We start from the raw sequence: 23,352 nt of genomic DNA on the forward strand, positions 1-23,352 counted from the left end.
TGTCGTGTTGAATTGCTTCGTATGCGCCTCCCCGCAATGCCAGGCAATCCACGATGATGCCTGCTTGCCGATTCGAACCGGCGCTAGCGTGCCCGAGAAGCACATGCGGATCATGCTGCCTTGCGTGCGCCCAGCCGACCCAGGATGTCTTCCGCCGCACGAATGCGCTCGCTCGCTGCCGGCAATTCCAGTGTGATTTTCAGCTTGTCCTGTCCGTCCAGCTTATAGACGCGGGGCTGGCTCTGGACCAGTCGGATGATTGCCATGGGGTCGACGTCAGGCTTGTCGCGGAACGTCACCCTGCCACCGTTCGCACCAAAATCCAGCTTGCGGACGCCGAGCGGTGTTGCCATCAATTTGAGCCCTGCAACAGCGAACAGATGCTTGACGGCATCCGGCAGCAATCCAAAGCGATCAATCATTTCCACTTGCAGTTCGCGCAATGTTTCATTGTCGCGTGCACTGGCGATGCGTTTGTAGAGTGTCAACCGCGTATGCACGTCAGGCAGATAGTCGTCCGGTATCAGCGCAGGCAAGTGCAGCTCTACTTCCGTTTCGTGCTCGCTGCTCAGATCGAAATCCGGAACCTTGCCCGACTTCAGCGCACGCACGGCGCGCTCAAGCAATTCGGTATATAGCCCGAACCCGATTTCCTGGATCTGGCCCGACTGTTCGTCACCAAGCAATTCGCCGGCACCGCGAATCTCCAGGTCGTGCGTGGCGAGCGTGAAGCCGGCACCCAGTTCCTCCAGCGACGCGAGCGCTTCCAGGCGCTTTTCAGCGTCGGCCGTGATGGCCTTGCGGTCGGGCACGATCAGATACGCATAAGCGCGGTGATGCGAGCGCCCCACGCGGCCACGCAATTGATGCAGCTGAGCCAGGCCGAAGCGGTCAGCACGATGGATGACAATCGTATTGGCCGTAGGAATGTCGATGCCCGTCTCGATGATCGTCGTACATACCAACACGTTGAAGCGTTGGCGATGGAAGTCTGCCATCACCTGTTCCAGGTCGCGCTCCGGCATTTGGCCGTGTGCGATGCCGATGCGCGCATCGGGAATGAGCTCCTGCACTTCACGTGCGGTGCGCTCGATGCTCTCGACTTCGTTGTGCAGGAAGTACACCTGTCCGCCGCGCTGTAGCTCGCGCTGGAAGGCTTCGCGGATCAACGCGGGTTCCCACGCGGAAATAAAGGTACGCACTGCCATGCGATGCGCTGGAGGCGTAGCGATCAGCGAAAGGTCACGCAGCCCGCTCATTGCCATATTCAAGGTGCGGGGGATGGGCGTGGCCGTCATGGTCAGCAAGTCGACCTCGGCACGCAGCTTTTTCAGCTGTTCCTTCTGGCGTACGCCGAAACGTTGCTCTTCGTCGACGATCACCAGCCCGAGTTCTTTGAATTTCACCTCAGGCTGCAGCAATTTATGCGTGCCCACGATCACATCAATCTGGCCATCGGCCAGGCGCTTGAGCGTCTCGTTTACTTCCTTGCTGGAGCGGAAACGGGATAGCACGTCCACCCGTACTGGCCAATCGGCGAAACGATCGGCGAAATTGCGATAGTGCTGCTGGGCAAGCAGGGTAGTAGGAACCAGCACGGCGACTTGTCTGCCAGCCGTCGCCGCCGCGAACGCTGCGCGCAAGGCCACCTCGGTCTTGCCAAAGCCGACGTCACCGCAGATCACCCGATCCATAGCGCGCGGCGCAGCGAGGTCGCTCAATACGGCATCGATCGCGTGAAGCTGATCAGGGGTTTCTTCGAAGGGAAAACTACTGCCGAATTCCTCCACGAGTTGACGGTCGATCGGCAGCGATTCGCCGCCACGGGCCTCACGCTGCGCATAAATCGCCAACAGCTCGGCCGCGACATCCCGCACCTTCTCCGCTGCCTTCTTGCGCGCACGTTCCCATGCGTCACCGCCGAGCGAGTGCAGCGGCGCCAGCTCGGGGGCGGTACCGGAGTAGCGGCTGACCAGCCCGAGTTGCGCGACAGGCACGTAAAGCTTGTCGCCCTTGGCATACTCGATGGTTAAAAACTCGCCTTGCATGCCACCGAGTTCCATCGATACCAGGCCTTGATAGCGGCCGACACCATGATCGACGTGCACGATAGGCGAACCGATGGAAAGCTCGGTGAGATCACGGATGACCGAATCCGGATCGCGCGCGGCACCCCGTCGGCGCCGACGTTCAGTACGTACCCGCTCCCCGAACAGCTCGCGTTCGGTCAGTACCGTAAGGGCAGGTTCGGTTAACGCGAAGCCTTGTTCCAGTGGCGCAATGGTGATGACGAACCGATCTGCATCCGCCAGAAAAGCCTGCCAGTCCTCGATGTTCTGCGGACGCAGACTGGCGGCAGCCAGTTGTTCGAGCAGGGCTTCGCGTCGCCCTGCCGAATCCGCGGCAATCAGGATGCGTCCCGGATAATGTTCGACGAATTGCCGCAGAGAGGTGCCGGGCTCTTCGCCCTTGCGGTTGAGCGGCACATCCGGCGCCGGCTGCGTGCCGGCGGGTACGGCATGCGGATGGCTGCTATCCACCACGTCGACACGCAAACGCTTATTGAGTTGCTCGCGCAGTTGTTCAGTGGATAGGTAGAGTTCCGCCGGTGGAAGCACAGGGCGCTCGATGTCGTGCGCGCGCTGATCGTAGCGTTCGGCTGTCTGACTCCAGAATTGTTCCGCCGCTTCGAACGCGCCTTCGCCGAGCACGAACAGCGCGTCATCGTTGAGATAGTCGAACAAGGTGGCCGTACTGTCGAAGAACAGCGGCAGGTAGTATTCGATGCCGCCCGGTGTAACACCTTCTTTCATGTCCTGATAAAGCGGACAACGGCGTACATCGATGGGAAAGCGCTCGCGCAGGCGATTGCGAAAAGCCTTGGCGCCCTCATCAGTGACCGGAAATTCACGCGCGGGCAGCAGCTCCACCTTTTCGACTTGCTGCTGTGACCGCTGTGTTTCCGGATCGAAGCTGCGGATGGATTCCACTTCGTCATCGAACAGCTCGATGCGATAGGGCGCGGCCGCACCCATCGGGAAAATGTCGATCAAGGCGCCGCGCACGGCGAAATCGCCTGGCTCGCCCACTTGCGGCACATGACGGTAGCCTGCCGCTTCCAAGCGGCGTTGCTCCACCGCCAGATCGAGCTTCTGCCCCTTGCTCAGCATCAGGCCCGAGCCGGTGATGTGCGAGCGCGGTGCAATGCGCTGCATCAGCGTTGCTGCCGAAACCACCAGCACACCGCGTTTCACGGCGGGGAGGTGATAGAGGGTAGCAATGCGCTGAGAGACGATGTCCGGATGAGGGCTGAAAACGTCGTAAGGCAGCGTCTCCCAATCCGGGAAATGCAATACGGGCAGGTTGCCGGCAAACAGGCGCAACTCGTCTTCCAGGGCATGGGCGCGCTGCGTATCGCGTGTTACGACCACGAGCAGGCCGCTGTGCGACCTGGCTGCTTCGGCGACGAGCAAGGCACGCGCCGACCCATGGGGGGGAGTCCAGAAGCGGCGTTGCTTAGGCGTGGTGGGGAGGGGCGGGTGATTGATCGGAGTCTGCATGGGGATGCTGTCTGGAGGGCGTAGTACCGTGCTGCGCCGGTCGAACGGGCAAGTTTAGCGCGTCACCTGGTTTCTACCCATCAAGGAGACACCAAGGCCGTCGCCTAGGGGGTTGTTCTCTGCCAAGATGCCGTCCGGTATCGGCGCCAGTGCGCCAAGTTGATCTGACCGGTTGAGGTCGCCTATCGTCCTGGACGTTTCAGGATCTGTTTGCGCGCCATACCGCGTCATCGCTCCGTCGTGGACCGACGTACACGCCTTCGCTCCTCCTTGTCTGGCGTGCAAACAGCTCCCAGCGCGAGCCTCGCCAATAGGGTAAACAAGGTCTCAAGAGGTCTATGCATGTCTTCTCCAGCGCCTTACGACAGCCAGGCCGGTGCCGCTGTATATTCCCCCGCCGTACTGAAGCTCTACGACTGGTGGGTGCTCGGGGTGTCCAACCGCTGGGCGTGGCAATGTCCGACACGCCGTGTGTTATTGCCGTTTTATCGCCGGCATGTGGGAGCACGGCATCTGGATGTCGGCGTCGGCACGGGCTTCTATCTGCAACATGCCGGATTTCGTTCCGACCACCACATAGCGCTGCTCGATCTCAACGAAAACAGCTTGTACGCGGCGGTCCGGCGATTGGGACGCGCGGATGCCGAACGCTTCGTGCAGGATGTCATGCAGCCTGCCGTCGCTTTGCAAGGACGGCATTTCGACTCGATCGCATTGTTTTATTTACTGCACTGTTTGCCAGGTACCATGGCCGACAAAGCGCATGTATTCGGCCATTTGAAGCATCATTTGGCTGAGGGTGGCGTGCTATACGGCGCTACCATCCTCGGCGACGCCGCCGGCCACAGCGCCATGGGGCGCAAATTGATGGCGATCTACAACGAGAAAGGTATCTTCGGAAACCGGGCCGATACTCTGGATGGCTTGACCAAGGCACTCGAACAGCATTTCGTCGAAGTCGATATTCAGCAGCATGGCAAAGTGGCGTGTTTCGTGGCGCGTCAATCTCGCCACGACTGAAACCTTTATAGCCCCACGTTGATTTATAGCTTCAAGCTGATCAGCGCGGTGCAGGCGTCACCCGGCAGCATTTTCGCCACGAAGCCGAGCTCCTTGCACAGCTGGAGCATGGGGCGGTTTTCCATCAATACGTAGCCCCACAGCTCGCTGAGGCCGCGACGGCGGCATTCATCCACCAGGCGGCGCATCAGCAGCGCACCCAGGCTGATACGCGTCCAGTCGTGTTCCACTAGCACGGAAAACTCCGCGTTGTTGCTGGCCTCGTCCACAAAAATGCGCCCCACGCCACGCAGCTCGGCAGGGTCTACGGATTTGTCGATCAGGGCGAAGGCGGCTTCCACCGCTGGATCAATGCGGCATAGACGCTGCGCCATCGGCGTAGGCAATTCGGACATGGCGTGCATGAAGCGACGGCGAACATCCTGCGGAGACAGTCGCTTGAAGCAGCGCTGTACCGCGGCAACATCGTCCGGCTCGACGCTGCGCAGGATCAGCTCACGGCCATCGGCCGTAAATACCACTTCGCCCTCAGCCTGCGAAGCGGCCGGCTTGGCAAACCGCTCCCGGCTCAGAGGTGGCAACTGAGCGTGGCGGGAATAGGCCTCAAGATCGCGGACAGGGGTCATCATCATCCCCATACTTTAGCGTATTGTTTGCATCGCAACATGAACAATAATAGGTCATATTGCTGAAAATGCCGCTTGGAATGCCATGTGGAGCAGTCAGTCGACGGTCAATTTGCCGCAGTGCGATAAAAATAGTCAATCCACTACGTCGGGCTCGAAAAAGCTCCATCGCACATCGGTAAACCGCGCCTTGAGTTCCCGCTCCACCGTGTTGATAGCGGCGATCATGCTTAGATTATCTGGCGTAGGAACCATGCGCGCCTTCACCGCGACCATCACGTCCGGCCCCATCTGCAGGGTAATCAGGTGGAGCACGTCGGCGACTTCCGGGCGATCGAGCAGGAACGCGAGCAATTCGCGTCGCCGACGAGGCTCAACCCCCTGGCCGATCAGTAACGCCTTGACTTCATAGGCCAGTGCGATGGCGACGACAATCAGCAGGATCCCGATCGCCATAGTGCCCAGCGCGTCGAAAACCAGGTTGCCGGTAAGCATCGTCGCGCCGATGGCCAACCCTGCCAGGCACAATCCGGCCAAGGCCGCGAGATCTTCGCCAAAGATCACCAACAACTCGCTGGAGCGCGTTTCATGAAACCAGCGCCAAAGGCTTTGTTCCCCACGCGCCTGATTCACTTCATGCAAGCAACCGTGCATGGAAATACTTTCCATCACGATGCCGAACAACAGCACGCCCAAGGCGATCCAGGGCCATCGCAACGGTTCGGGATGAGTCAGCTTATGCGCGCCTTCGTACAGGGAGAACACGCCACCCACGGCAAACAGCAGAATAGCCACTGCGAACGACCAGAAGTACAAAGCTCGCCCCCAACCCAAGGGGTATTCCTCCGAGGGCGGATTTTTCGATTGCCGCATACCGAGCAACAGCAATCCCTGGTTTCCGCAATCAGCCAATGAATGGATCGCCTCCGCCAGCATTGCGCCCGAACCGGTAATGATCGCGGCCGCAAGCTTTGCTGCGAAGATGGCAAAGTTGGCGCCCAATGCAAGCAGGATGGCTTTCAGCGAATTAGCGTGGCCGGACATGCCTCACTCCCTGCGCACATGCGATGTATCAACGGATGCCGACACCGACACCCACGCCGAAGTGCACGTTGGGATGTCCTTCGCGCATCTCCGCGGCCGTCCAAACGTGCGACTGCGATACCTTGACCAGGGGATAGACATAGGTCGCTCGATCAACTGTGCCAGCACGACTGCCGCTGAGCTGCCCCGTCAAGGTAATCAGTGTGCCAGTCCGATAATTGAAGGATTCGACATAGCCAGGGAACAGTGCAATGAAACGCCCGACGCCTTGTGCGTTCGGCTTGGGTCGCTGCGATGAATCCAACGGATAGGCGAGAATCTCTATTTCGGAATGATCCGGAAAGTTGCGCACACTGATTACGCTGCCGCCCCAGATCACCTCACTATTGCCGTAACGCTCCGGCGCCTGCGCCACCTGTGCGGGAAAAGCCGTCGTGGTGCCGGGCTGGGCCTTATAGATGGGCGCAGGCGCGCAGGCCGTCAACAGAAGCAACGCCAGCGGCACAAGCCGTGAAAATGAAATGCGAAAATTCATGACGGAATCCTTGCATGAACGAACCGACGCCCGTGTTCGAGCTTAGCGGGGACGATCTGGCCGCGGTAGCGGCCTGGCGTGAGAGAACCGTGATGGCGCTGCGCCGTTATCCTGCAGCAGCCACTCCAGCCGCCAAGTCGCAGCATGCTCCTGCGAAAGCAGAGCGGCCATGACGCGCAAGGGTTCCTGCAAGGTTTGATCGAGATTCCAGGGTGCATTGAGAATCACCATGCCCGATCCATTCAAGCGCAACGGCGAATCGTCCGGGTGCACGAGTAACTCCACGCACAACGCGCGCCGCGCCTTGCAATGTTGTACCCAGCGCAGAAATGGCTGCACCTGACGGCGTTGCTTGATGGGATACCAGATGGCATAGGTGCCCGTCGGCCATCGCTGAAGTGCCGGTTTCAAAGCCGCTTCGATCAGCCGGTATTCCGCCTCCTGCGCTTCATAGGGCGGGTCGATCAGCACCAGTCCGCGCTTTTCCGGCGGAGGAAGCAAGGCTTTCAGTGCTTCGTAACCATTGCGATGGTGGACATGTACGCGATGATCATGGCGAAACAGTTCTCGTAGATGTGAGGCCTCGTCAGGATGCAGCTCGCAAAGTTGCAGGCTATCTGTCGCACGCATGGCTCGGGCAGCCTGCAGGGGAGAGCCGGGATACAGTTTCAGTCCGTGCTCATTGCCCGGCAAAGCAAGCATGGCGTCGACCCAGTGGCGCAGCAACGGCGGTAACGCCGGCGTGTGAGTACGTTGCAAGTCGGGAAACAGCAAACGTGCGATGCCATCGCGATATTCACCTGTCTTGCCGGCTTCTTCGCTATCCAGCGCATAGCAGCCGCTACCCGCATGGGTATCGATCAAGGCGAACGGTGTGTCTTTTGCACGTAGTGCCTGGATCAAGGCAAACAATACGTTGTGCTTGAGCACATCCGCGAAATTGCCTGCATGGTATGCGTGACGATAATTCATGGCGCTCGCGGCTAATAATCAGGTGAGGTAGCGTCTATCGCCACCATGGTCTTTCTGCATGCAGAAAAACAGTAAGGATGCACGGCATGGTGCAGGCAGTCAGGCAACAGGTCCCGCCGTTACCTGCGGGCGCGCAGGGGTGTGGCAGGGAAGTCTAATACGCCACGGTAATGCGTTGCCTTAGCGCGTCATGGTTATCAAGGCGATCGAGCAGGGCGGCTGCAAAGTCGACAAGGCTTATCCGGCTGACTCCCTGGGCATCTACCAGCAACCGGTCAGTGCCCATGCGGTACGTCCCTGTTCGCGCACCGTCCTCGAGCAGCGCGGCCGGGCTGATATACGTCCAGTCGACATCGGCCTTGCTGGCACGGAAGATTTCCAGTGCCCGCGCTTGTGCTTCCGCTTCGGGTCTCCAGGCTTCGGGGAAATGCGAGTCATCGATCACCCTGACGCCGGGTGCGGTCTCCAGGCTGCCCGCGCCCCCCACCCAGAGCAGGCGTCTGATATTCGTGCCGTTGAGCGTATCGAGCAAAGTTCTGGCTGCATTCGGCAGGGTCTCGGCACTGCCATCGCGTCGCGCCGAAAGACTGGCAATGATGGCATCGGCATGCTTTGCATAGGCGAGCCAGATAGCCGGTTCCTCGACGTGACCTACCGCTACGTGCAACCGCTCATGCTGAAGCGTAAGCCGGCTTCCATCACGCACGATGGCCGTGACGTCATGGCCGCGTGCCAGTGCCTCACTAAGGAGCGTGCGGCCGACATGACCGGTAGCGCCGAACAAGATCAGTTTCATGGCATTACCTAACAAAAAAAGGCCTGCCAGGCACCCGCCTGGTTATCGAGGTGATGGAAAGCAGTGATACGCAATGAGCCGTAAATAAAAAGTTGACGATCTGCGGCGATGGATCGGATGGATCAGAACATCCCTTTCGAACGGCTCATAGCGTTCCTATTTTGGCCTGTGTTGGTGCGTATCTGCGTGTCACCCGCCTCATGGCATTCCATCGACGTTATGGCTCTCGGCGGTGCCGAGCAGTTCCGGCTGGATGGACGTCTGTTCCTGTCTGTGCAGCAGCGGGTGTGCAAACACCGCCGCCAGGATCACCACTACCCCGGCGTAAAACCATCCATCGAGCTGGCGCTGCTCGCCCAGCAGAAGTATGGCGAGCACGATGGCATAGACCGGCTCCAGGTTGGTGATCATCTGCATCGCGAATGCGCTGACATGGCGCAGGGCGACCAGTACCAGCGAGAAGGGCAGCAAGGTGCAGCCGAACGACAAGGCCAGCAGCAACACGGCGTCGTGCCGATCTGGCCACTGAAACGCCGGTCCCGTGTGTGGCAACAGTGGCGCGATCAAGGTAAGGAAAAGGGCTCCTGTGCCCAATTCAAGGCAGGTGACCGTCAGTGGCTCGCCGTGCTCGACCATGCGCTTGTTGCACGCGCTGAAAAGCGCCACGAACAACGCGGACAGTACGCCTACCAGCATGCCGAGGCGCATATGACCCGGCATGCCTCCAGCCACCATCGCCACGCCTGGCACCACGGCGGCCGAGATCAACAGTTCACGCGGATCGAAACGGCGACCCGCCACCCACGGCTCGATAAAAGCCAGAAAAGCCGGTCCGAGAGCGATACAGGTCGCGCCTACCGATGCGTTTGCCAGCTTGATCGCTGCATAGAACGTCAGCCAGTGCAAAGCGACGAGCATGCCGATGCCCGCATAGGCCAGGCGTCGCTTCGGTGTCATGGCGCGAAGGCCTCGCCACACTCGCGGAACCAACAGCAGGCTGCCGGCCACCAGCAGCATGCGCCACCAGACCAGCGCCATGGCTGGCAGGGTGATCAATTTGCCAAGAATGGCAGTGAAGCCCCACAGCAGCACGCAGAAGTGGATTTGCAGACGGGCCTTGTTGACGGGCTGCATGAAGGGAATGGCGCCTAGACAGGAGTTCGCCATTCTAGCGGTGCGAGGTATTTCTATGGACGCCTGGCAGGGCCAGGGTCTGTTTGTCCGCCCTACCGCGTCATCGCTCCGTCGTGGACCGACGTACACGCCTTCGCTCTTGCTTGTCCGGCGCGCAAACAGTTCCCAGCGCGAACCGCGCCAATAGGGTAAACAGGTCCTAGTGCGGTTTCGGCCCTTTCGCGTGTCCCTTGGACTGTCCCGGCGGTGGCGCATTCCGCAGATCGGTCAGCACCTTTTGGCAGGTATTGGCATGCTGCTCGTGGCTTGGCACGATCACGGCAAGCAAGGCAGCCACCGGTGCTGCTATGACGCCTAGCGCCACCGCGCCGCCGCCACGCAGCAGCAGCGGTCCGGGCTGCACACCCACATCGGGATTTTTGAAAGTGCCTTTCACGTAGAGTGGCGAGCGCAACGAGAAGATGCGCAGCCCCTTGGTATGCGGCACGACATCCAGATTCAGATGCTCATTGCCGAAGTTGATGGTGCCGCTTACGTCGACCGTTGCATCGCTGGTATCCAGTACGAAGAGCCGGCTAGTGAACAGCCCGTTCGCGCCCGCCAGATCCGCCGCCGCGCAATTGATCTGTACGGTTTTATCGCCAAACAATTTTTCGAGCACCACGTTAGCGACATTCAGTCCTGCCGTTTCCAATAAGGTCTTGCTGATGGCGCCGTCATTCATGAGCAACTTCAACTCACCGGTCGCGCCACCGAGCAGCGAGGACACCGAATCACCGCTTCCATGCAAGCTCATGTCACCGTTGATTTCACCGAAGCTGCTTTGCATGGCTTGCACGGTTGGAAACAACTGCTTCAGACGTAGATGGCGAGCGCGCAAGTCCAGTGCCGTGCGCATGGGTTGTGCATCACCATCGATACGAATCTTGCCGTCGAGATTGCCGCCGGCCATGCTTACGTGCAGCGGATCAAGCCGAAGCGTTCCATTATCCAAATAGATGTGCGTGCTAAGAGCATCAACCGGCAGGGAGCTGGGGTGCTCGATATGTGCCGCATCGAACGTCACGTCGGCATCCATGGCGCGCAGACGATCCGTGCGGAAGGGCTCGACCGGGAGGGCTTTGCCGGCAGGTTGTTGTGTCGTGTCGCCGCGCTCCTTTTTTTCCGCTGGTTTGTCAGCGCCAATCAGCGGCGCCAGATCGACGAAACGCAGCTGTTGTGAATGCACGTCACCACTCAGCTTGGGGCGCGCGCCGCCCGTGACGACTTGCAGATCGCCGCCCAGATCGCTTTCCCCCACACGGCCTCTGAAGTTCCGATAGCTGAAATGGCTGCCTTGCGCGTGCAATTCGGCGGACAGGTGACCTTCCGTCGCGAACGGTGGTGTTTCCGGCAAGGTAATGCCGAGGATGGGGTAGAGCTTGGCCATGCTGGCGCCGGCGAACCAGACGCGTAAATTCAAGGCCCCGAGATGCATCGGATCAGTCAGCGTGCCGACCAGCGCGATCTTGCTGTCATCAATGTGCACTCTTGCCTGCACCGGGAAAGGGCGATCCGCTTGTTGCAAGGCCAACACGCCTCCGGTCTTGCCAGTGCCCTTTACCGGCGCGTCACGGTATGTGCCCTCGGCCGTCCACGCGAACTGATAGTCCGTACGCTTTGCATTGGCCGACATATCGGGCGTGGTCTTGGAGGCTTCCACGGTCTTGCCGAGGTCGTGCCCAACGTCGGCACGCGCGTTGGCAGTGGCTTGCGCTACCAGCTGGCTATAAGGGATGGCTTGCTGCAGGGGCGTGATGATCACATGCAGATGGAGTCTGCTCTGCGCATCATCCACGACTATGTCGCCTTTATCGAAGCCGATGGTACCTAGCGTCAGCTTCCAGCTCGAAGGGGCACCGTGTTGCAGCATGAACTGCCAGTTGGCCTGGCCTTGGGCATCGCGCTCGAGGTCCACATGGAGACCTTCGAGCTGGATCGAAGGGATATAAACGTGATGGATCAGCAAGGGCAGCGGCGATATGCGCAAACGCAAGGCGTCCAGTTGCGCGAATTGCAGCTGTTTCGTCCAGGACGGATTGCCCATGCGGATGTCGCGAGCCGTAAACGTCGGCCATGGCATCCAGCCGCGCCATCCTGGTTCCGACGGCTCCCGTCGCCATGCGGCGGTCAGGTTGCCCTGGATCACGAACGGACGGCCTGTTGCAGCAGTGACCCTTTGATCGATGGAAGACTTCAGCCGGTTCCAATTGAATAAGGCGACAAACAGGACCAGCGCAATCACCAGCAACAGCAGCACGCCTACGATCCAGGCCAGTATGTGATAGCTGCGCCGCATTGCTCCAAGCCTTGTCCGTCGGGCTGATCGGGTGCGATCAGCCCAGCTTCCAAGTAACTATGGTGGAAGCGAAGAATATGTGTAATCAGTCCCCGACGCTTAATGCAGATTCATGTGCGGTTGAAGAAAAGCGAGCTCAGTGCTTCGTATTCGCGACAGTTTCGATACGCGATGGAATGTCGATGCCGCACACGTCGATCTTTCCTGCCGGTACGGTGTAGAACGCGTCACGACGGTTACGCTTGGCTTCGATAAGTGCCGCGAAGGTGGGGCTGTCGGTACGCAGCACTTGCAGCTTCTCGCGCTGGGATGCAGGCAGGTCGGCAGCCAGTTTGACTGAAAGAATCGGCGTGCGTTGCGCTGCCTGCGTGTAGAAACCCAGCGGTCCGGTTCCGCGTGGGAGTGCCGAAAGATAGGACATCCCTTCGATGACGCGGCCTGCGATGGCGAGGTTGCGGTCGAGTCCGCGCGGTGCCTGGCCGATAACGACATACAGCGAGCTTCCGTTGCCACTGTCCGGAGGGACGTCGCGCGCCACGCCAACCATGCCGTAGCAGTGCACCAGCCATTCGCGTCCCGTTGAAGGATTGCGGGCAACGGGGAAGCCCTCGCTAAACCCTACCTGCGGCGCGTAGACGTCGCCATCGGGCAGAGGCGTCCAGGGCAATCTGGAGTCGATCGCACGTGTGTACTCCGGCGGCAACTTGCTTTTTGCATGGCCAAGCGACTTGATCTTGCTCTTGTCGCCACTGTCGTCATCATTGGGATCGCCCCACTGCGTCACGAAGTTATCCTGCACGCGGATGATCGCCAGACCGTCAAAGTAATGTTCGCGAACCAAGGTCCGAATGTTCTCGGCGTGCAGTGGCGTGAAGTCGGGCGCCAATTCGATCACCACGCGGCCTTGTGGCAGCTGCATGTAAAGCAGATTGGCCGGGTCTGGGGTGCGCCATTCTTCAGGCTTTGATTTTGCGAGCAGCTGTTTGGCTGTGGGGGTGGGTTTTGACGTGTCGGCATGGGCCGGCAGTGCGAGCAGCACGCCGAAGGCCATGGCCAGTACGGCCGCAGAGTGGCGCAAATGCATGGATGTCCCCAGACAATCTAGCTAACGAGCGTGGACAGTAGCAGAGACATTCGAGGCTGCGAAGTATCGGTGGCCGCCGGCGACCTGCGCGGCGCATCGCACGATATACAGATGAATCCGGTACTTCCGTGCACGCACTTGCCGAGGTGCACGGCGCCAGCAGGCCGTCACCGAGACCGACCTGTGGTGCCGTGCATGTTCGCGCCCGAAACCCGGGTTGCTGAATTCTTTGTGCTTTCCTATTGAGCGGGCGTCCAGGTGCGGGCATCCCACTTTTTCAACCGGGCCAGGCCGATCCGCGAATCACACTGCAGAAGTTCATCGGCTTGAAACCGGAACGTTTGTCGGCAAGCACGTCAGCTTTGACATTGCCGAATGTCGTTTCCGGCTTATGTCCAATGCCATCGTAGAACGCCTGGATAATGGCTTCTTTGAAGTGATCGTCGCGCGGATGGTGATGAACCACGGCTTCGCGTTCCTGAGCGCTGTACTGGTGATAATCGATGCCGAGCACGTCCATTTCCACGCCGGCTGTGACCAGGGCAACCACCGGATGCATGTGTTGTGGAATACCTGGAGTCGTATGCAGGGCGATGGCCGTCCATACGGTGTCGATGTCCGCCTGCGCGATGCCGTGGCTGCGCAGAAAGTCCTTTGCAGCGTTGGCGCCATCGACTTCGAAACGTTCATTCGCGCTGCTGTACTGCGGCGTCAGTCCCATGTCGTGAAACATGGCACCGGCGTAAAGCAGTTCGGGATCGAACGCCAGGCCGCGACGCTTGCCGGCCAGGGCGGCAAAGTAATAAACGCGGCTGGAATGGTGGAACAGGAGGGGTGACTCGGTATCGCGGACCAGGTCGGTTATTTCACGTGCGAGCTGGCTGTCCGGAATGCTGACACCATCAATTTGCAGGGCCATGGAAGGATCTCCGCTTGGGGGTGACCTCAGTGTCGATCCGGACCGGGTTTGGCATCAATCGGAGCAATACGTCATATACTGCCATTGTCCTTGAATGGCGGACACGGGGATATCCCTGTCATGGCAAAGATGATCGCTATCCTGGCCTTGCCGGGTGTGCAGCTCCTGGATGTCTCCGGGCCGCTGGACGTATTTGCCCAGGCGAATACGGAGGCCGGCAGACAGGTTTACGAACTTGAGGTGATCGCATGCACGCGAGGCCCTCTCGTCAGCTCTTCCGGTGTGCGCCTGCTACCCGACCGGGTGGCGGGCGAGCCGAATGGCCGCATCGACACCCTGCTGGTAGCGGGTGCGCCGCAGGCTCACGAATATGCGTTGCCGGCTGCGGCGCTGACATGGTTGCGTAGTGCGGCATCCCAGGCGCGCCGCTATGGCTCGGTTTGCACGGGCGCTTTCATACTCGCTGCCGCCGGCTTGTTGAAGGGCAAGCGCATTACCACTCACTGGGCTGCCGCCGCCCAACTCAGACAGGCCTATCCCTCGACCTCCGTGGATGAGGACGCGCTTTATGTTCGCGACGGTAAGTTGCGCACGGCGGCGGGTGTGACGGCCGGACTCGATCTCGCCTTGTCACTGGTGGAAGAAGATCTTGGGCGCGATCTCGCCATGCGCGTGGCTTCGCAGCTCGTCATGTTCTTCAAACGTCCGGGCGGGCAAATGCAATTCAGCCGCAAAGGCGAGACGCGCCCGGCCGGTCGTTCCGTGCTGCAGGAAGTACAGCGTTGGATCGCCGCACATCCTGAGCTCGATCACGGCGTTGCAGATCTGGCCAAACGTGCCGGCCTCAGTCCTCGTCATTTCGCGCGTTTGTTCCAAGCCGAGGTAGGCGTCACGCCGGCCACATGGGTGGAAGCGGCACGCATTGCCGCAGCGCGCCAGTGGTTCGAATCCGGGCCCGTCGCACCCAAGCAAGTCGCCGCTAAATGTGGCTTCCACAGCATCGACACATTCCGGCGTGTGTTCGTCAAGCATGTCGGCGTTACGCCGGCCGAATACCGTAAACGGCATGGACCGGTAGCAAGCCGATGACGAGGATGCATGTGACGGCTGTGATCACCGCCTGTTCACGCATTGCCATCGGTGGGAAAACTAGGCTGATCGGCATGCAGGCAGCCGCTGGAGAGTGATATGAGCAAGATCACTTACAACGACAAGTCTTACGACTTCAACGAGATTCGCGACCAACTGGACCCTGAGCTGGCGCGCGAATTGGAAGGCCAGTTCGATACCGATCAGGATTTCTTTGAGACCTATCTGGTTCGTCATCACGAAAAGTTCAACGAACAATTCGAGGTTCATTGAGCGTGTGCGGCTCATGCCGCATATCAATCTTTTGCTGGCCTTGAAGCGCGGAAGGGTTGCGATAAGGCTGCCGACAAAATCACTCCCGTAAGACTATGCTTGTCACGCCGTAGCGTGGCGGATAGACACGGGAGGCTGCATTGAATACAGGAGCCCTTCGACATCGGGTCGTGATCGTCGGCGCGGGTTTTGGTGGTCTCGAAGCGGCCAGGCGCCTGGGCGGGGAAGCGCTTGATGTGACGGTGATCGATCGCAGCAATCACCATCTTTTCCAGCCGCTTCTCTATCAAGTGGCAGCTGCGGCGCTGGATATTTCGCAGATCGCGTGGCCGGTCCGCCACGTACTTCGTCGATGGAAAAACCTCACGACGCTGATGGCGGAAGCCTGTGGCATCGACACGATGGAAAAGGCTGTCGTGCTGGCCGATGGAGGGCGTATCCCCTATGACACGCTGGTCGTGGCGACGGGTGCCACGCATGCGTACTTCGGACATGACGCATGGGCCCAGCATGCGCAAGGCTTGAAAACCCTGGGCGATGCCTTGGCGATCCGGCAGCACTTGCTGACCGTTTTCGAGCAGGCAGAGCGCGAAAGCGATCCGGAGCGACGCCGTAAGCTGCAAACCATCGTCGTGGTGGGTGCGGGAGCAACGGGAGTCGAATTGGCCTGCACCATCGCGGAACTCGCTCATCAGGACATGGCGGAGGACTTCCGTCGTGTAGATACGCGCTGCGCACAGATTGTGTTGGTCGAAGCCACGTCGAGGGTGCTGGCGGGATTTCCGGACACGCTTGCGGACTATGCGAAAGAAACCATGGAGCGTCTGGGGGTCACCGTGCTGCTGGATCATCCTGTGACCGAGTGCCATGCGGACGGCGTGATCTGCAAGGACAAGCATATCGATGCCGGCGCGGTGTTCTGGGCAGCGGGCGTGCGGGCATCGCCCGCTGCGGAATGGTTGCATGCCCCAGCTGACAAAGCTGGCCGGGTAAAGGTGAGGGATGACCTCAGTGTTCCCGGACATCCGGAGATTTTTGTCATCGGCGATACAGCACTTTGCGAACAGCAGTCAGGCAAGCCGGTGCCTGGCTTCGCTTCGGCGGCAAAGCAGCAAGGGCGATATGTGGCCGAAACGATCAAGGCAGGTTTGCACGCGCATCCGTCGCCGCCGGCTTTTCGCTATCGCAATTACGGCAATCTTTCGACGGTGGGCAAGCACACGGCGGTCGCGGACTTCGGATGGCTGAAGTTGCGGGGGCGCCCGGCGTGGGCGGTCTGGGCCATCGCGCACATTTATTTCCTGATCGGTACGCGAAACCGCCTGCTGGTCGGCTTGAACTGGTTGTGGCTTTACCTCAAGGGTGAGCGTGCGGCGCGCATCCTACTCAGCCGGAAAACCTGATCGAAGCGAACATGCCGCGCACACATGGCCAAGTAGCCGGATGCCTGAAGCAGGATCAGTTGCCAAGTTCCCTGCCGGTCATGAATACTCGTCGGTAAGCGTGCGGACGTCCAAACGAATGATCGGGGGAAAGCATGAAGATGAGTCATCTGCTGCTTGCCGCATGGCTGGCGACGCAATTTGCTGCCTGCGCAACGCCATCCGCGCCGACAGCGTCTGCCGCTTTGCATGGCGATGCCGCACATCCCGCACAAACCCAAGGTTGGGTCGATACGAAACTTTATTTTGGCCTTGGTCCGGCGGATCGACCCGATCAGGGGATCAGCGAATCGGCATGGCGCGATTTTCTCGATAAAGAAGTCACTCCGCGATTTCCCGATGGCCTGAGCGTGATCAACGTTTATGGACAGTGGCAAGGCAAGCAAGAAGCAGAACCCGAACGACTGCGTTCGAAAATGCTGGTCATCGATTATCCCGACACCCCCGGAAACCGCGCCAAGATCGAAGCCATCCGCGCGGCGTGGAAACAGCGCACAGGCGATCAATCCGTGTTACGGGTAACCCAGCCGGCGGACGTGTCGTTCTAGGGCCTGTCGACACTCTTCGCATGGGCATGATGCGGCAGTGCGCGGCCTGGCTTGGCAACCGGCCCAGTCAGCCCCGCACTACCATCTAGCGGCTACGTCATGGCAACGTGGGCTACGCGAAGAATGCAGACAGGCCCTCGGCAAACAGCAGGCAACGGCGACAACTCTGCGGAAGCCAGGGGGGGAGGTTCCAACATGATGCTGCCGCAAACGAGAGACATCACGTGAATAAATCCGAACGGCTTCCGCTCTTTGTCAGTGCCGATTTCAACGGTTTTCTGGGTTTGCTGGTCGATAATCTGTCGGTGATGGCGTTTCTTGCCACCGCCTTGATCGGCGTCTTCGGTTTTCCCGCAGACCTCGTCTACACGCGGATGTTTCCCGGCACAACCTTGGGCATTTTGTTGGGCAATCTCGCTTATACCGTGATGGCTCGCCGCGTGGCACGACGCAGCGGGCGCATGCACACGACGGCCATGCCGTTGGGCGTGGATGCGCCAACCACGATTGGCATGGCCTTGCTGGTACTTGGCCCTGCATTCGTCAGCTACAAGCAGTCCGGCATGAGCGAACATGCGGCTGCAATCGCTACCTGGCAACTTGGCATGGCATCGCTAGTGGTCATGGGCGTTTTCAAAACCGTGCTTTCCTTCTTCGGCGCGATGGTGCAGCGGCATGTTCCCCGTGCCGGCCTGCTTGGTTCCATTGCCGGTATTGCCTTAGTGCTGATGGGATTTCTGCCGCTGGTGGAGATCATGAAACTGCCGATGGTCGGATTCGCCGGGCTGGGTATCGTTTTGTATGCGCTGGTGGCACGCGGGCGCATGCCGTGGAACATGCCTGGGGTATTGGTGGCTTTCGTAGTCGGCGTGGTGCTTTACGAGTTGCTTGGTCATCTCGGTTGGCTAGGACACGGCTACCACTCGACCGGCGCCTGGCGGTGGCGGTTTGCACTGCCGTGGCCGACCTTGCAATGGGTGCATGGCCTGCCGTTGACGGTCCCCTATCTGCCGCTGATTCTGCCGTTCGGCTTGCTGATGGTGGTGGGTGGCATCAATGTTACGGAAAGTGCTCGTGCTGCAGGTGACGACTACAACACACGCGACATACTGCTGGTCGAAGCCCTGGCTACCTTGATCGCGGGATGCTGCGGCGGCGTCGCGCAAACGACGCCTTACATCGGACAGCCTGCTTACCGCGTGATGGGCGCGCGCACGGGTTACACCTTGCTTGCCGGTATCGTGATCGGCTTGGGCGGCATCCTGGGCTATCTGTTCAACCTGGTAGAAATGCTTCCGCTTGCCGTACTTGCTCCGATTCTAATTTTCGTCGCCATCGGCATCACGGCGCAGGCGTTCGAGGCGACGCCGACGCGTCATGCTGCGGCGGTCATCTTCAGTTTTTTTCCAGCCATCGCGCGCATGCTCGCAATCAAGCTGAGCGATCCCAGCTATGTCGCCTCGGCTCATTTCACCGCCCTCTATAACGATGCATCGCAGGGGATCTCGGAGCTGGCGGTGATCAACGTGCTTGGCAATGGCTTCATCATCACCTCCATGATCTGGGCCAGTATCGTGGTGGCCATGATCGAGGGCCGGCCGGGGCGTGCCGCCTGGATCACGCTGCTAGGTGCAATCCTTGCGCTGTTTGGCGTGATTCATTCAGTCACCCCGGAGGGTGGTTTGTATTTGCCGTGGATGCTGGATCCCTGGCTTCGTTTCATCGCGTTGCAATTCACCGGTGCCTATCTTGTACTTGCCGCCGTGCTGGCTGGGTTTTCCCTTGGGCGGCGCCCCGCGAGTCTGCCGGAAGGCTGATGAGTGGCGTGATGTTGCACGAAAGCTTCGAAGCAACGCGAGCCACGTCAGTAGTGTAAACAGGCCCTGGCAATGTGGTAGACCGGTTTCCGGCTGCTTGAGAGCGGTCACGATCCCGTAGCCCGAAAACTGGCAGAGTGTGCAGCGCTATCCAGATCACCAGCATCGAACACAGGGGGGCCTCATGATCGTGCTGGAAATTCAGGCGCTCTCGCTGACGCGAGAGGGTTTGCTTGTCGATGTCGGCCGCTCGGTAGCGGCCAGCGGATTTGCCTTGGTACGCCAGCGTCTGATGGATGATGCCAATGGCATATTGCTGACGATGGTGGTACGCGGACTGGCGCGCAAGCAAAAGGCGCTGGAGTCCGCGTTGGCCGAACACGAGCGGGTTGTAAGCTTCGAGATCTTTCCATTCGTGGAAGGGACGGCGAGGGCACATTTCGCCGCCGCACGCTCGATCGCTTCCTCTTATGTTCCGCCGCCGGTCCCCGAGACCAAAACGACGAGCGCCGAGGCTGACGTCAAGAATGAGCCAGTACGCTCTTCGCCATCACCAGTACCGATGTTCCATGGAGACGATGCGCCTGTCGCGGACACCTCATTGCCAGCCATCCGCCTGGATCAAGTGGAAGCGCTTTTGCCGGATCCACCATCCGAGCCGGAATGGGGATTGTTTCGCGCGCAGCCCGCCGCGTCGCCCGCCACGTCGCCGGCACCCATACCCGTCGAACCTTTCGTGGAAGTCGTGCCGCTGGAACCGGATGTTCAAGCGATTGAGCAAGTGTTTCCCGGCCTGACGGCTGAGTATCCACGGATTTATCCATGGCTGGAGAGGTTGGAGCAGTCCGTGCAGGCGGGCGCCCGCGAGTCGTCCCTCCAGGGGATGGGACGACGTGTCGGCGCATGGTTGTTCGGGCGCGACCGTGCGCAAGCAACCCAAGGCGATGGAAAGGAAATCCTCGAAGGCTTTGTGCTGCCTGCGCTAGGCGCACTGGTCGAGGTCGAATACAAGGCTAATCAGCTGCATATCCATGACAGTCCGTTATGCGTAGAGGGCGGACATTGCGGCTGCACGTTTTACATCGGTTATCTCGAGGGCGTACTGGGGGCGGCCGCGCCATCGGATCCCCCGCCAGTCATCGCGATGTGTTGCCGCAGTTGCGGCGCGGATGAGTGTGTACTGGCCATCATGGGATGAGGAGGGACCGGGAATGTATTCCGCGGTGCGCGCGTCGTTGGTTGTGCGTCAGGAGTGCCGCTGTGGATCCCAGGGCGCGTATTGCGAGCAGGCGCTGTAGAAATCGTCCAGGACTTTTTTCACCCCGTCGACTTCGAACGCAAAGCCGTAGCGAAACACGCCCTTCCTGTCGCTGACCCAGGCGCCCATTGCCTTCGCGGACGCTACACGAGACAGCTCCGCGAGAGGGTAGATGCGATGGATGACAATCGAGTCATCGACAAGTGTGGCGCCGCCTTCCTGCGGCAATGTCGGCTGCTGATTGATTTCGAAATAGGAACGTGCGCTTCGCGCCATGATGTCGCGGGCAGGAACCAGACCGACGGTGTCGTAGGTTGTCAGTTCAGCGCCGCCGGGCTTGCACAGCAAGGTAATCCGGTGTTCGCCCGAACGAACCCGTTGTTTCAACTCCAGGTAGGGCGCGCCGGAGTAAAGCTTGTATGTCGCAAACAGATGCAGGCGTCCGTTGTTGGCGAGATCCTCGGCGACCATCTGATCGGCACTCATCCATTCGACGGGATCGTTTGCACTGGCTGCCGACAGAGCGGTGAGCGCATTCGGGTTGATCGCCATGTCTTTCAGAAAGGCGGCCACTTTCTCCGGTGTTTGTTGCACGGGGTAGGTGGGAAAACCGATCCGGTCGCTGCCGGTAGGCGCCCAGCGATAAAGTCCGCCCAGATACGCATAGGCGCATACGCCTTCACAGATCGCCGTCTTGTTGATGTTTTTCGAATGACGCGGCGGTCGCGGGGTGCCCAGGTGAGTCGCCATCGATCCGCCCCGGAACAGTCTGCCCAATGCCAATGCGGCATCCAGGTCGCCTCCGGTGACGTTGAGGTAGATGTCCGAGCCAGGGCGAATCCTCCCTTCTTTCATTGATGTCAGGAATCGCTGCGGCGCATCGGCGTCTATCACGCCATAGAGATAAACCTGCGGCACCTTGGTGATCGCCAAGGTCATCCGGTCATCGTTGATCTGCATAGAGAGCCTGCTGGAAAGCGGCTTGCGCGAACTATGCAACGAAGCACTTTCCCAGGCGTAGGCGCTGCTCGAAAGACCGCTCCAGGCCATCACTAAAAGACCCCAGCCCATGGCATGGCGAAGCAGTGACGGGATTTTGCGAAGAAAAAGGCGCGAAAAAGATGGATACGGCACTGCGTTTCCCTGGCTTGGAGACGGCACACATTTGGAGACCCGAAAGTTTGCTGGGTTTCGTGTGTCCTGCAGATGAACCGCCATTCATTTTCAGGCAGGCGCTGTCGTCGCCTGCTCTGGCGGGCTTCCAGGGGCGATGGATTCAGAATCGAGCTGGGGGTGTGTCATGCCACCGTGTCAGCCGGTTGAGTAGGGCGCATGTCATCAGCAACGAACCGGTGACGAAGAACACGGCATGCAAGCCGATGCGCGCGCCGATCTGTCCTCCGATCAACGGACCGATGACTTGTCCGGCGAATTGCGACGATTGCAGATACCCAAGCGTCTTGCCGATGTGCTGCTCATGCACCAACTGGCGCACCGATTTCGCAATGGAAGGGAGCAGTCCGGCTAGCGTCATGCCCATCAACAGGCGCAGAAGCGCCAACTGCCACCACTGCGTGACAAAGGCCTGCGGCACCATGACGACACCGGTTGCCAGCAAACCCATGCTGATCACTTTCCGGCTACCCACGCGATCCGCGAGTGCGCCCAAACGTGCGGCGGTCAACATGCTGCCCAGTGCGGAGGCAGCCATGACGATGCCGGCGATGCGCGTAAGTTGAGCGGCATGCACACCGAGCTGACGGATGTATACGGTAATAATCGGCTCGATGGACATATTGGCCAGCAATACCATCATCGCGGTCACCAGCAGGGCGACGATCGAGGCACGGTTCGCGGATCCAGCCAGCGTCGTTTTGGCGGCATTGTTGCGTGTGTGTGCATCCCGCTCACGATCGAAGTCTTCGCGGACGAACAGAATAGTGGCGAGCGCGGCGATGGCGATCCATGCGCCTCCCACGAAAAACGTACCGCGAATGCCCACCCATGTGGGTAGAAAACCACCCACGAGTGGACCGACGAGATTGCCGGTCAGTGCGCCGATGGATAAAACACCCAAAGCCCAGCCGGATCGTTCGCGAGGCGCCTGCGTGCCGACCATCACCATCGAGGCGGAGGCATAACCGCCTACCAAACCGGCAACCAGTCGTAACACCACCAATTCGGTAACGTTGTGCACCATGCCGATCAGGGACATCGTGACCGCCATGCCGATGCCTGCGCGTATCAGCATGGGTTTGCGTCCGTAGCGATCAGCCAGGTGTCCCCACAGCGGCGCCGTCACCGCTGTGCCCAGAAACGTGGCGCCGAAGGCCACGCCGGACCACTGGATGACGGCGGATGATGTCGTCACACCCAACTGCTGCACATAAAGCGGAAGAAAGGGCAGCAACATGCTGAGGCTGAGCAGCGTCGTGAACGAACCGAATACACAGACGATGAGATTGCGTCGCCAATACGATGCATGGCGTTCCGCGTAACTCAGTGGCGCTACTTCGAAGCCTGGCTCGTCGACACGTTGAACGGACTGGGCGGACATAATCCTTGCCTGAGAAAAGAGCAACATGCCGCTTGCTCGCATGTCACCAGAGATAGGGCGATGGCGCGGCAAGCCGCGCCATCGCATGCATTACTTCCGCTCGGCCAGCTGCTTGCGATACGCTGGCACCGGCAAACCGCCCCAACCGAAGTTCTCCAGCGCTACCTCTTCGATGACCACGAAGGTCGAGTCGAGCGGTTTGTTGAGAACATCCAGCAGTAACTGGCTGGCTCCTTTGATCAGGGCTGCTTTTTCTTCAGCAGTCGCGGCGTTGCGCCCGGGCCCCGAACCCTCGCGGGTAATTTTGATATTGACGATTGGCATACTGATTCACCTCGTT

The 23,352-nt window shown here is 59.9% G+C and carries 20 protein-coding genes; 7 read left to right on the forward strand and 13 right to left on the reverse strand.

Features of this window, described 5'->3' with window-relative positions; all coding sequences use genetic code 11:
• Nucleotides 1-110 precede the first annotated feature (110 nt).
• Nucleotides 111-3,560, reverse strand: a complete 3,450-nt coding sequence (gene mfd / locus AC4HNJ_RS01150; RefSeq protein WP_490477689.1) for a transcription-repair coupling factor — start codon at nucleotides 3,558-3,560, stop codon at nucleotides 111-113.
• Between the two features lie 342 nt (nucleotides 3,561-3,902).
• On the opposite strand from mfd, the gene AC4HNJ_RS01155 reads away from it, so the two are divergent.
• Nucleotides 3,903-4,580, forward strand: a complete 678-nt coding sequence (locus AC4HNJ_RS01155) for a class I SAM-dependent methyltransferase (RefSeq protein ID WP_490477690.1) — start codon at nucleotides 3,903-3,905, stop codon at nucleotides 4,578-4,580.
• A gap of 23 nt (nucleotides 4,581-4,603) precedes the next feature.
• Here AC4HNJ_RS01155 and AC4HNJ_RS01160 read toward each other — a convergent pair whose 3' ends face one another.
• From AC4HNJ_RS01160 to AC4HNJ_RS01200, 9 genes are all read right to left on the reverse strand, one after another.
• Nucleotides 4,604-5,206: a GNAT family N-acetyltransferase gene (locus AC4HNJ_RS01160; protein WP_490477691.1), complete on the reverse strand. Its 603-nt coding sequence runs from the start codon at nucleotides 5,204-5,206 to the stop codon at nucleotides 4,604-4,606.
• 135 nt (nucleotides 5,207-5,341) lie between these two features.
• Nucleotides 5,342-6,250, reverse strand: a complete 909-nt coding sequence (locus tag AC4HNJ_RS01165; RefSeq protein ID WP_490477692.1) for a cation diffusion facilitator family transporter — start codon at nucleotides 6,248-6,250, stop codon at nucleotides 5,342-5,344.
• Nucleotides 6,251-6,278: 28 nt separating this feature from the next.
• Nucleotides 6,279-6,785 (reverse strand): Slp family lipoprotein, encoded by a 507-nt coding sequence (locus AC4HNJ_RS01170; RefSeq protein WP_490477693.1) that lies wholly within the window; start codon nucleotides 6,783-6,785, stop codon nucleotides 6,279-6,281.
• A gap of 42 nt (nucleotides 6,786-6,827) precedes the next feature.
• Entirely contained in the window at nucleotides 6,828-7,757 is a 930-nt protein-coding gene (locus AC4HNJ_RS01175; protein WP_490477694.1) for a 23S rRNA (adenine(2030)-N(6))-methyltransferase RlmJ, read from the reverse strand.
• A 154-nt stretch (nucleotides 7,758-7,911) separates the two neighbouring features.
• Entirely contained in the window at nucleotides 7,912-8,553 is a 642-nt protein-coding gene (locus AC4HNJ_RS01180) for an NAD(P)-dependent oxidoreductase (protein ID WP_490477695.1), read from the reverse strand.
• A 198-nt stretch (nucleotides 8,554-8,751) separates the two neighbouring features.
• Nucleotides 8,752-9,687 (reverse strand): DMT family transporter, encoded by a 936-nt coding sequence (locus tag AC4HNJ_RS01185; protein ID WP_490477696.1) that lies wholly within the window; start codon nucleotides 9,685-9,687, stop codon nucleotides 8,752-8,754.
• Nucleotides 9,688-9,886: 199 nt separating this feature from the next.
• Nucleotides 9,887-12,025: an AsmA family protein gene (locus AC4HNJ_RS01190; RefSeq protein ID WP_490477697.1), complete on the reverse strand. Its 2,139-nt coding sequence runs from the start codon at nucleotides 12,023-12,025 to the stop codon at nucleotides 9,887-9,889.
• 136 nt (nucleotides 12,026-12,161) lie between these two features.
• Nucleotides 12,162-13,109, reverse strand: coding sequence for a peptidylprolyl isomerase (locus AC4HNJ_RS01195; protein WP_490477698.1), 948 nt, complete (start codon nucleotides 13,107-13,109; stop codon nucleotides 12,162-12,164).
• A 277-nt stretch (nucleotides 13,110-13,386) separates the two neighbouring features.
• Entirely contained in the window at nucleotides 13,387-14,028 is a 642-nt protein-coding gene (locus AC4HNJ_RS01200; protein WP_490477699.1) for an HD domain-containing protein, read from the reverse strand.
• Between the two features lie 120 nt (nucleotides 14,029-14,148).
• Here AC4HNJ_RS01200 and AC4HNJ_RS01205 point away from each other — a divergent pair, with 120 nt between their 5' ends.
• From AC4HNJ_RS01205 to AC4HNJ_RS01230, 6 genes are all read left to right on the forward strand, one after another.
• The gene (locus tag AC4HNJ_RS01205) at nucleotides 14,149-15,117 is read left to right on the forward strand and encodes a GlxA family transcriptional regulator (RefSeq protein WP_490477700.1); all 969 of its coding nucleotides are present in this window, start codon (nucleotides 14,149-14,151) and stop codon (nucleotides 15,115-15,117) included.
• Nucleotides 15,118-15,216: 99 nt separating this feature from the next.
• Nucleotides 15,217-15,390 carry a hypothetical protein gene (locus AC4HNJ_RS01210; RefSeq protein ID WP_490477701.1) on the forward strand — a complete coding sequence of 58 codons (174 nt, stop codon included), beginning with the start codon at nucleotides 15,217-15,219 and terminating at the stop codon, nucleotides 15,388-15,390.
• A 173-nt stretch (nucleotides 15,391-15,563) separates the two neighbouring features.
• Nucleotides 15,564-16,793: an NAD(P)/FAD-dependent oxidoreductase gene (locus AC4HNJ_RS01215; protein WP_490478077.1), complete on the forward strand. Its 1,230-nt coding sequence runs from the start codon at nucleotides 15,564-15,566 to the stop codon at nucleotides 16,791-16,793.
• 134 nt (nucleotides 16,794-16,927) lie between these two features.
• On the forward strand, nucleotides 16,928-17,380 hold the full coding sequence (locus tag AC4HNJ_RS01220; RefSeq protein ID WP_490477702.1) for a DUF3574 domain-containing protein: 453 nt from the start codon (nucleotides 16,928-16,930) through the stop codon (nucleotides 17,378-17,380).
• 224 nt (nucleotides 17,381-17,604) lie between these two features.
• The gene (locus tag AC4HNJ_RS01225; RefSeq protein ID WP_490477703.1) at nucleotides 17,605-19,197 is read left to right on the forward strand and encodes a hypothetical protein; all 1,593 of its coding nucleotides are present in this window, start codon (nucleotides 17,605-17,607) and stop codon (nucleotides 19,195-19,197) included.
• Nucleotides 19,198-19,381: 184 nt separating this feature from the next.
• The gene (locus AC4HNJ_RS01230) at nucleotides 19,382-20,395 is read left to right on the forward strand and encodes a hypothetical protein (RefSeq protein ID WP_490477704.1); all 1,014 of its coding nucleotides are present in this window, start codon (nucleotides 19,382-19,384) and stop codon (nucleotides 20,393-20,395) included.
• Between the two features lie 48 nt (nucleotides 20,396-20,443).
• Here the strand turns inward: AC4HNJ_RS01230 and AC4HNJ_RS01235 are convergent, their stop codons facing one another.
• The 3 genes from AC4HNJ_RS01235 to AC4HNJ_RS01245 form a co-directional block, all read right to left on the reverse strand.
• On the reverse strand, nucleotides 20,444-21,415 hold the full coding sequence (locus AC4HNJ_RS01235) for a hypothetical protein (RefSeq protein WP_490477705.1): 972 nt from the start codon (nucleotides 21,413-21,415) through the stop codon (nucleotides 20,444-20,446).
• A gap of 316 nt (nucleotides 21,416-21,731) precedes the next feature.
• Nucleotides 21,732-23,012, reverse strand: a complete 1,281-nt coding sequence (locus AC4HNJ_RS01240) for an MFS transporter (protein ID WP_490477706.1) — start codon at nucleotides 23,010-23,012, stop codon at nucleotides 21,732-21,734.
• Between the two features lie 90 nt (nucleotides 23,013-23,102).
• A complete protein-coding gene (locus AC4HNJ_RS01245) occupies nucleotides 23,103-23,336 on the reverse strand; it encodes a tautomerase family protein (RefSeq protein WP_490477707.1) in 234 nt (77 codons plus the stop codon).
• Nucleotides 23,337-23,352: the final 16 nt, after the last annotated feature.

The organism is Dyella sp. SYSU CM1112, assembly GCF_058216415.1.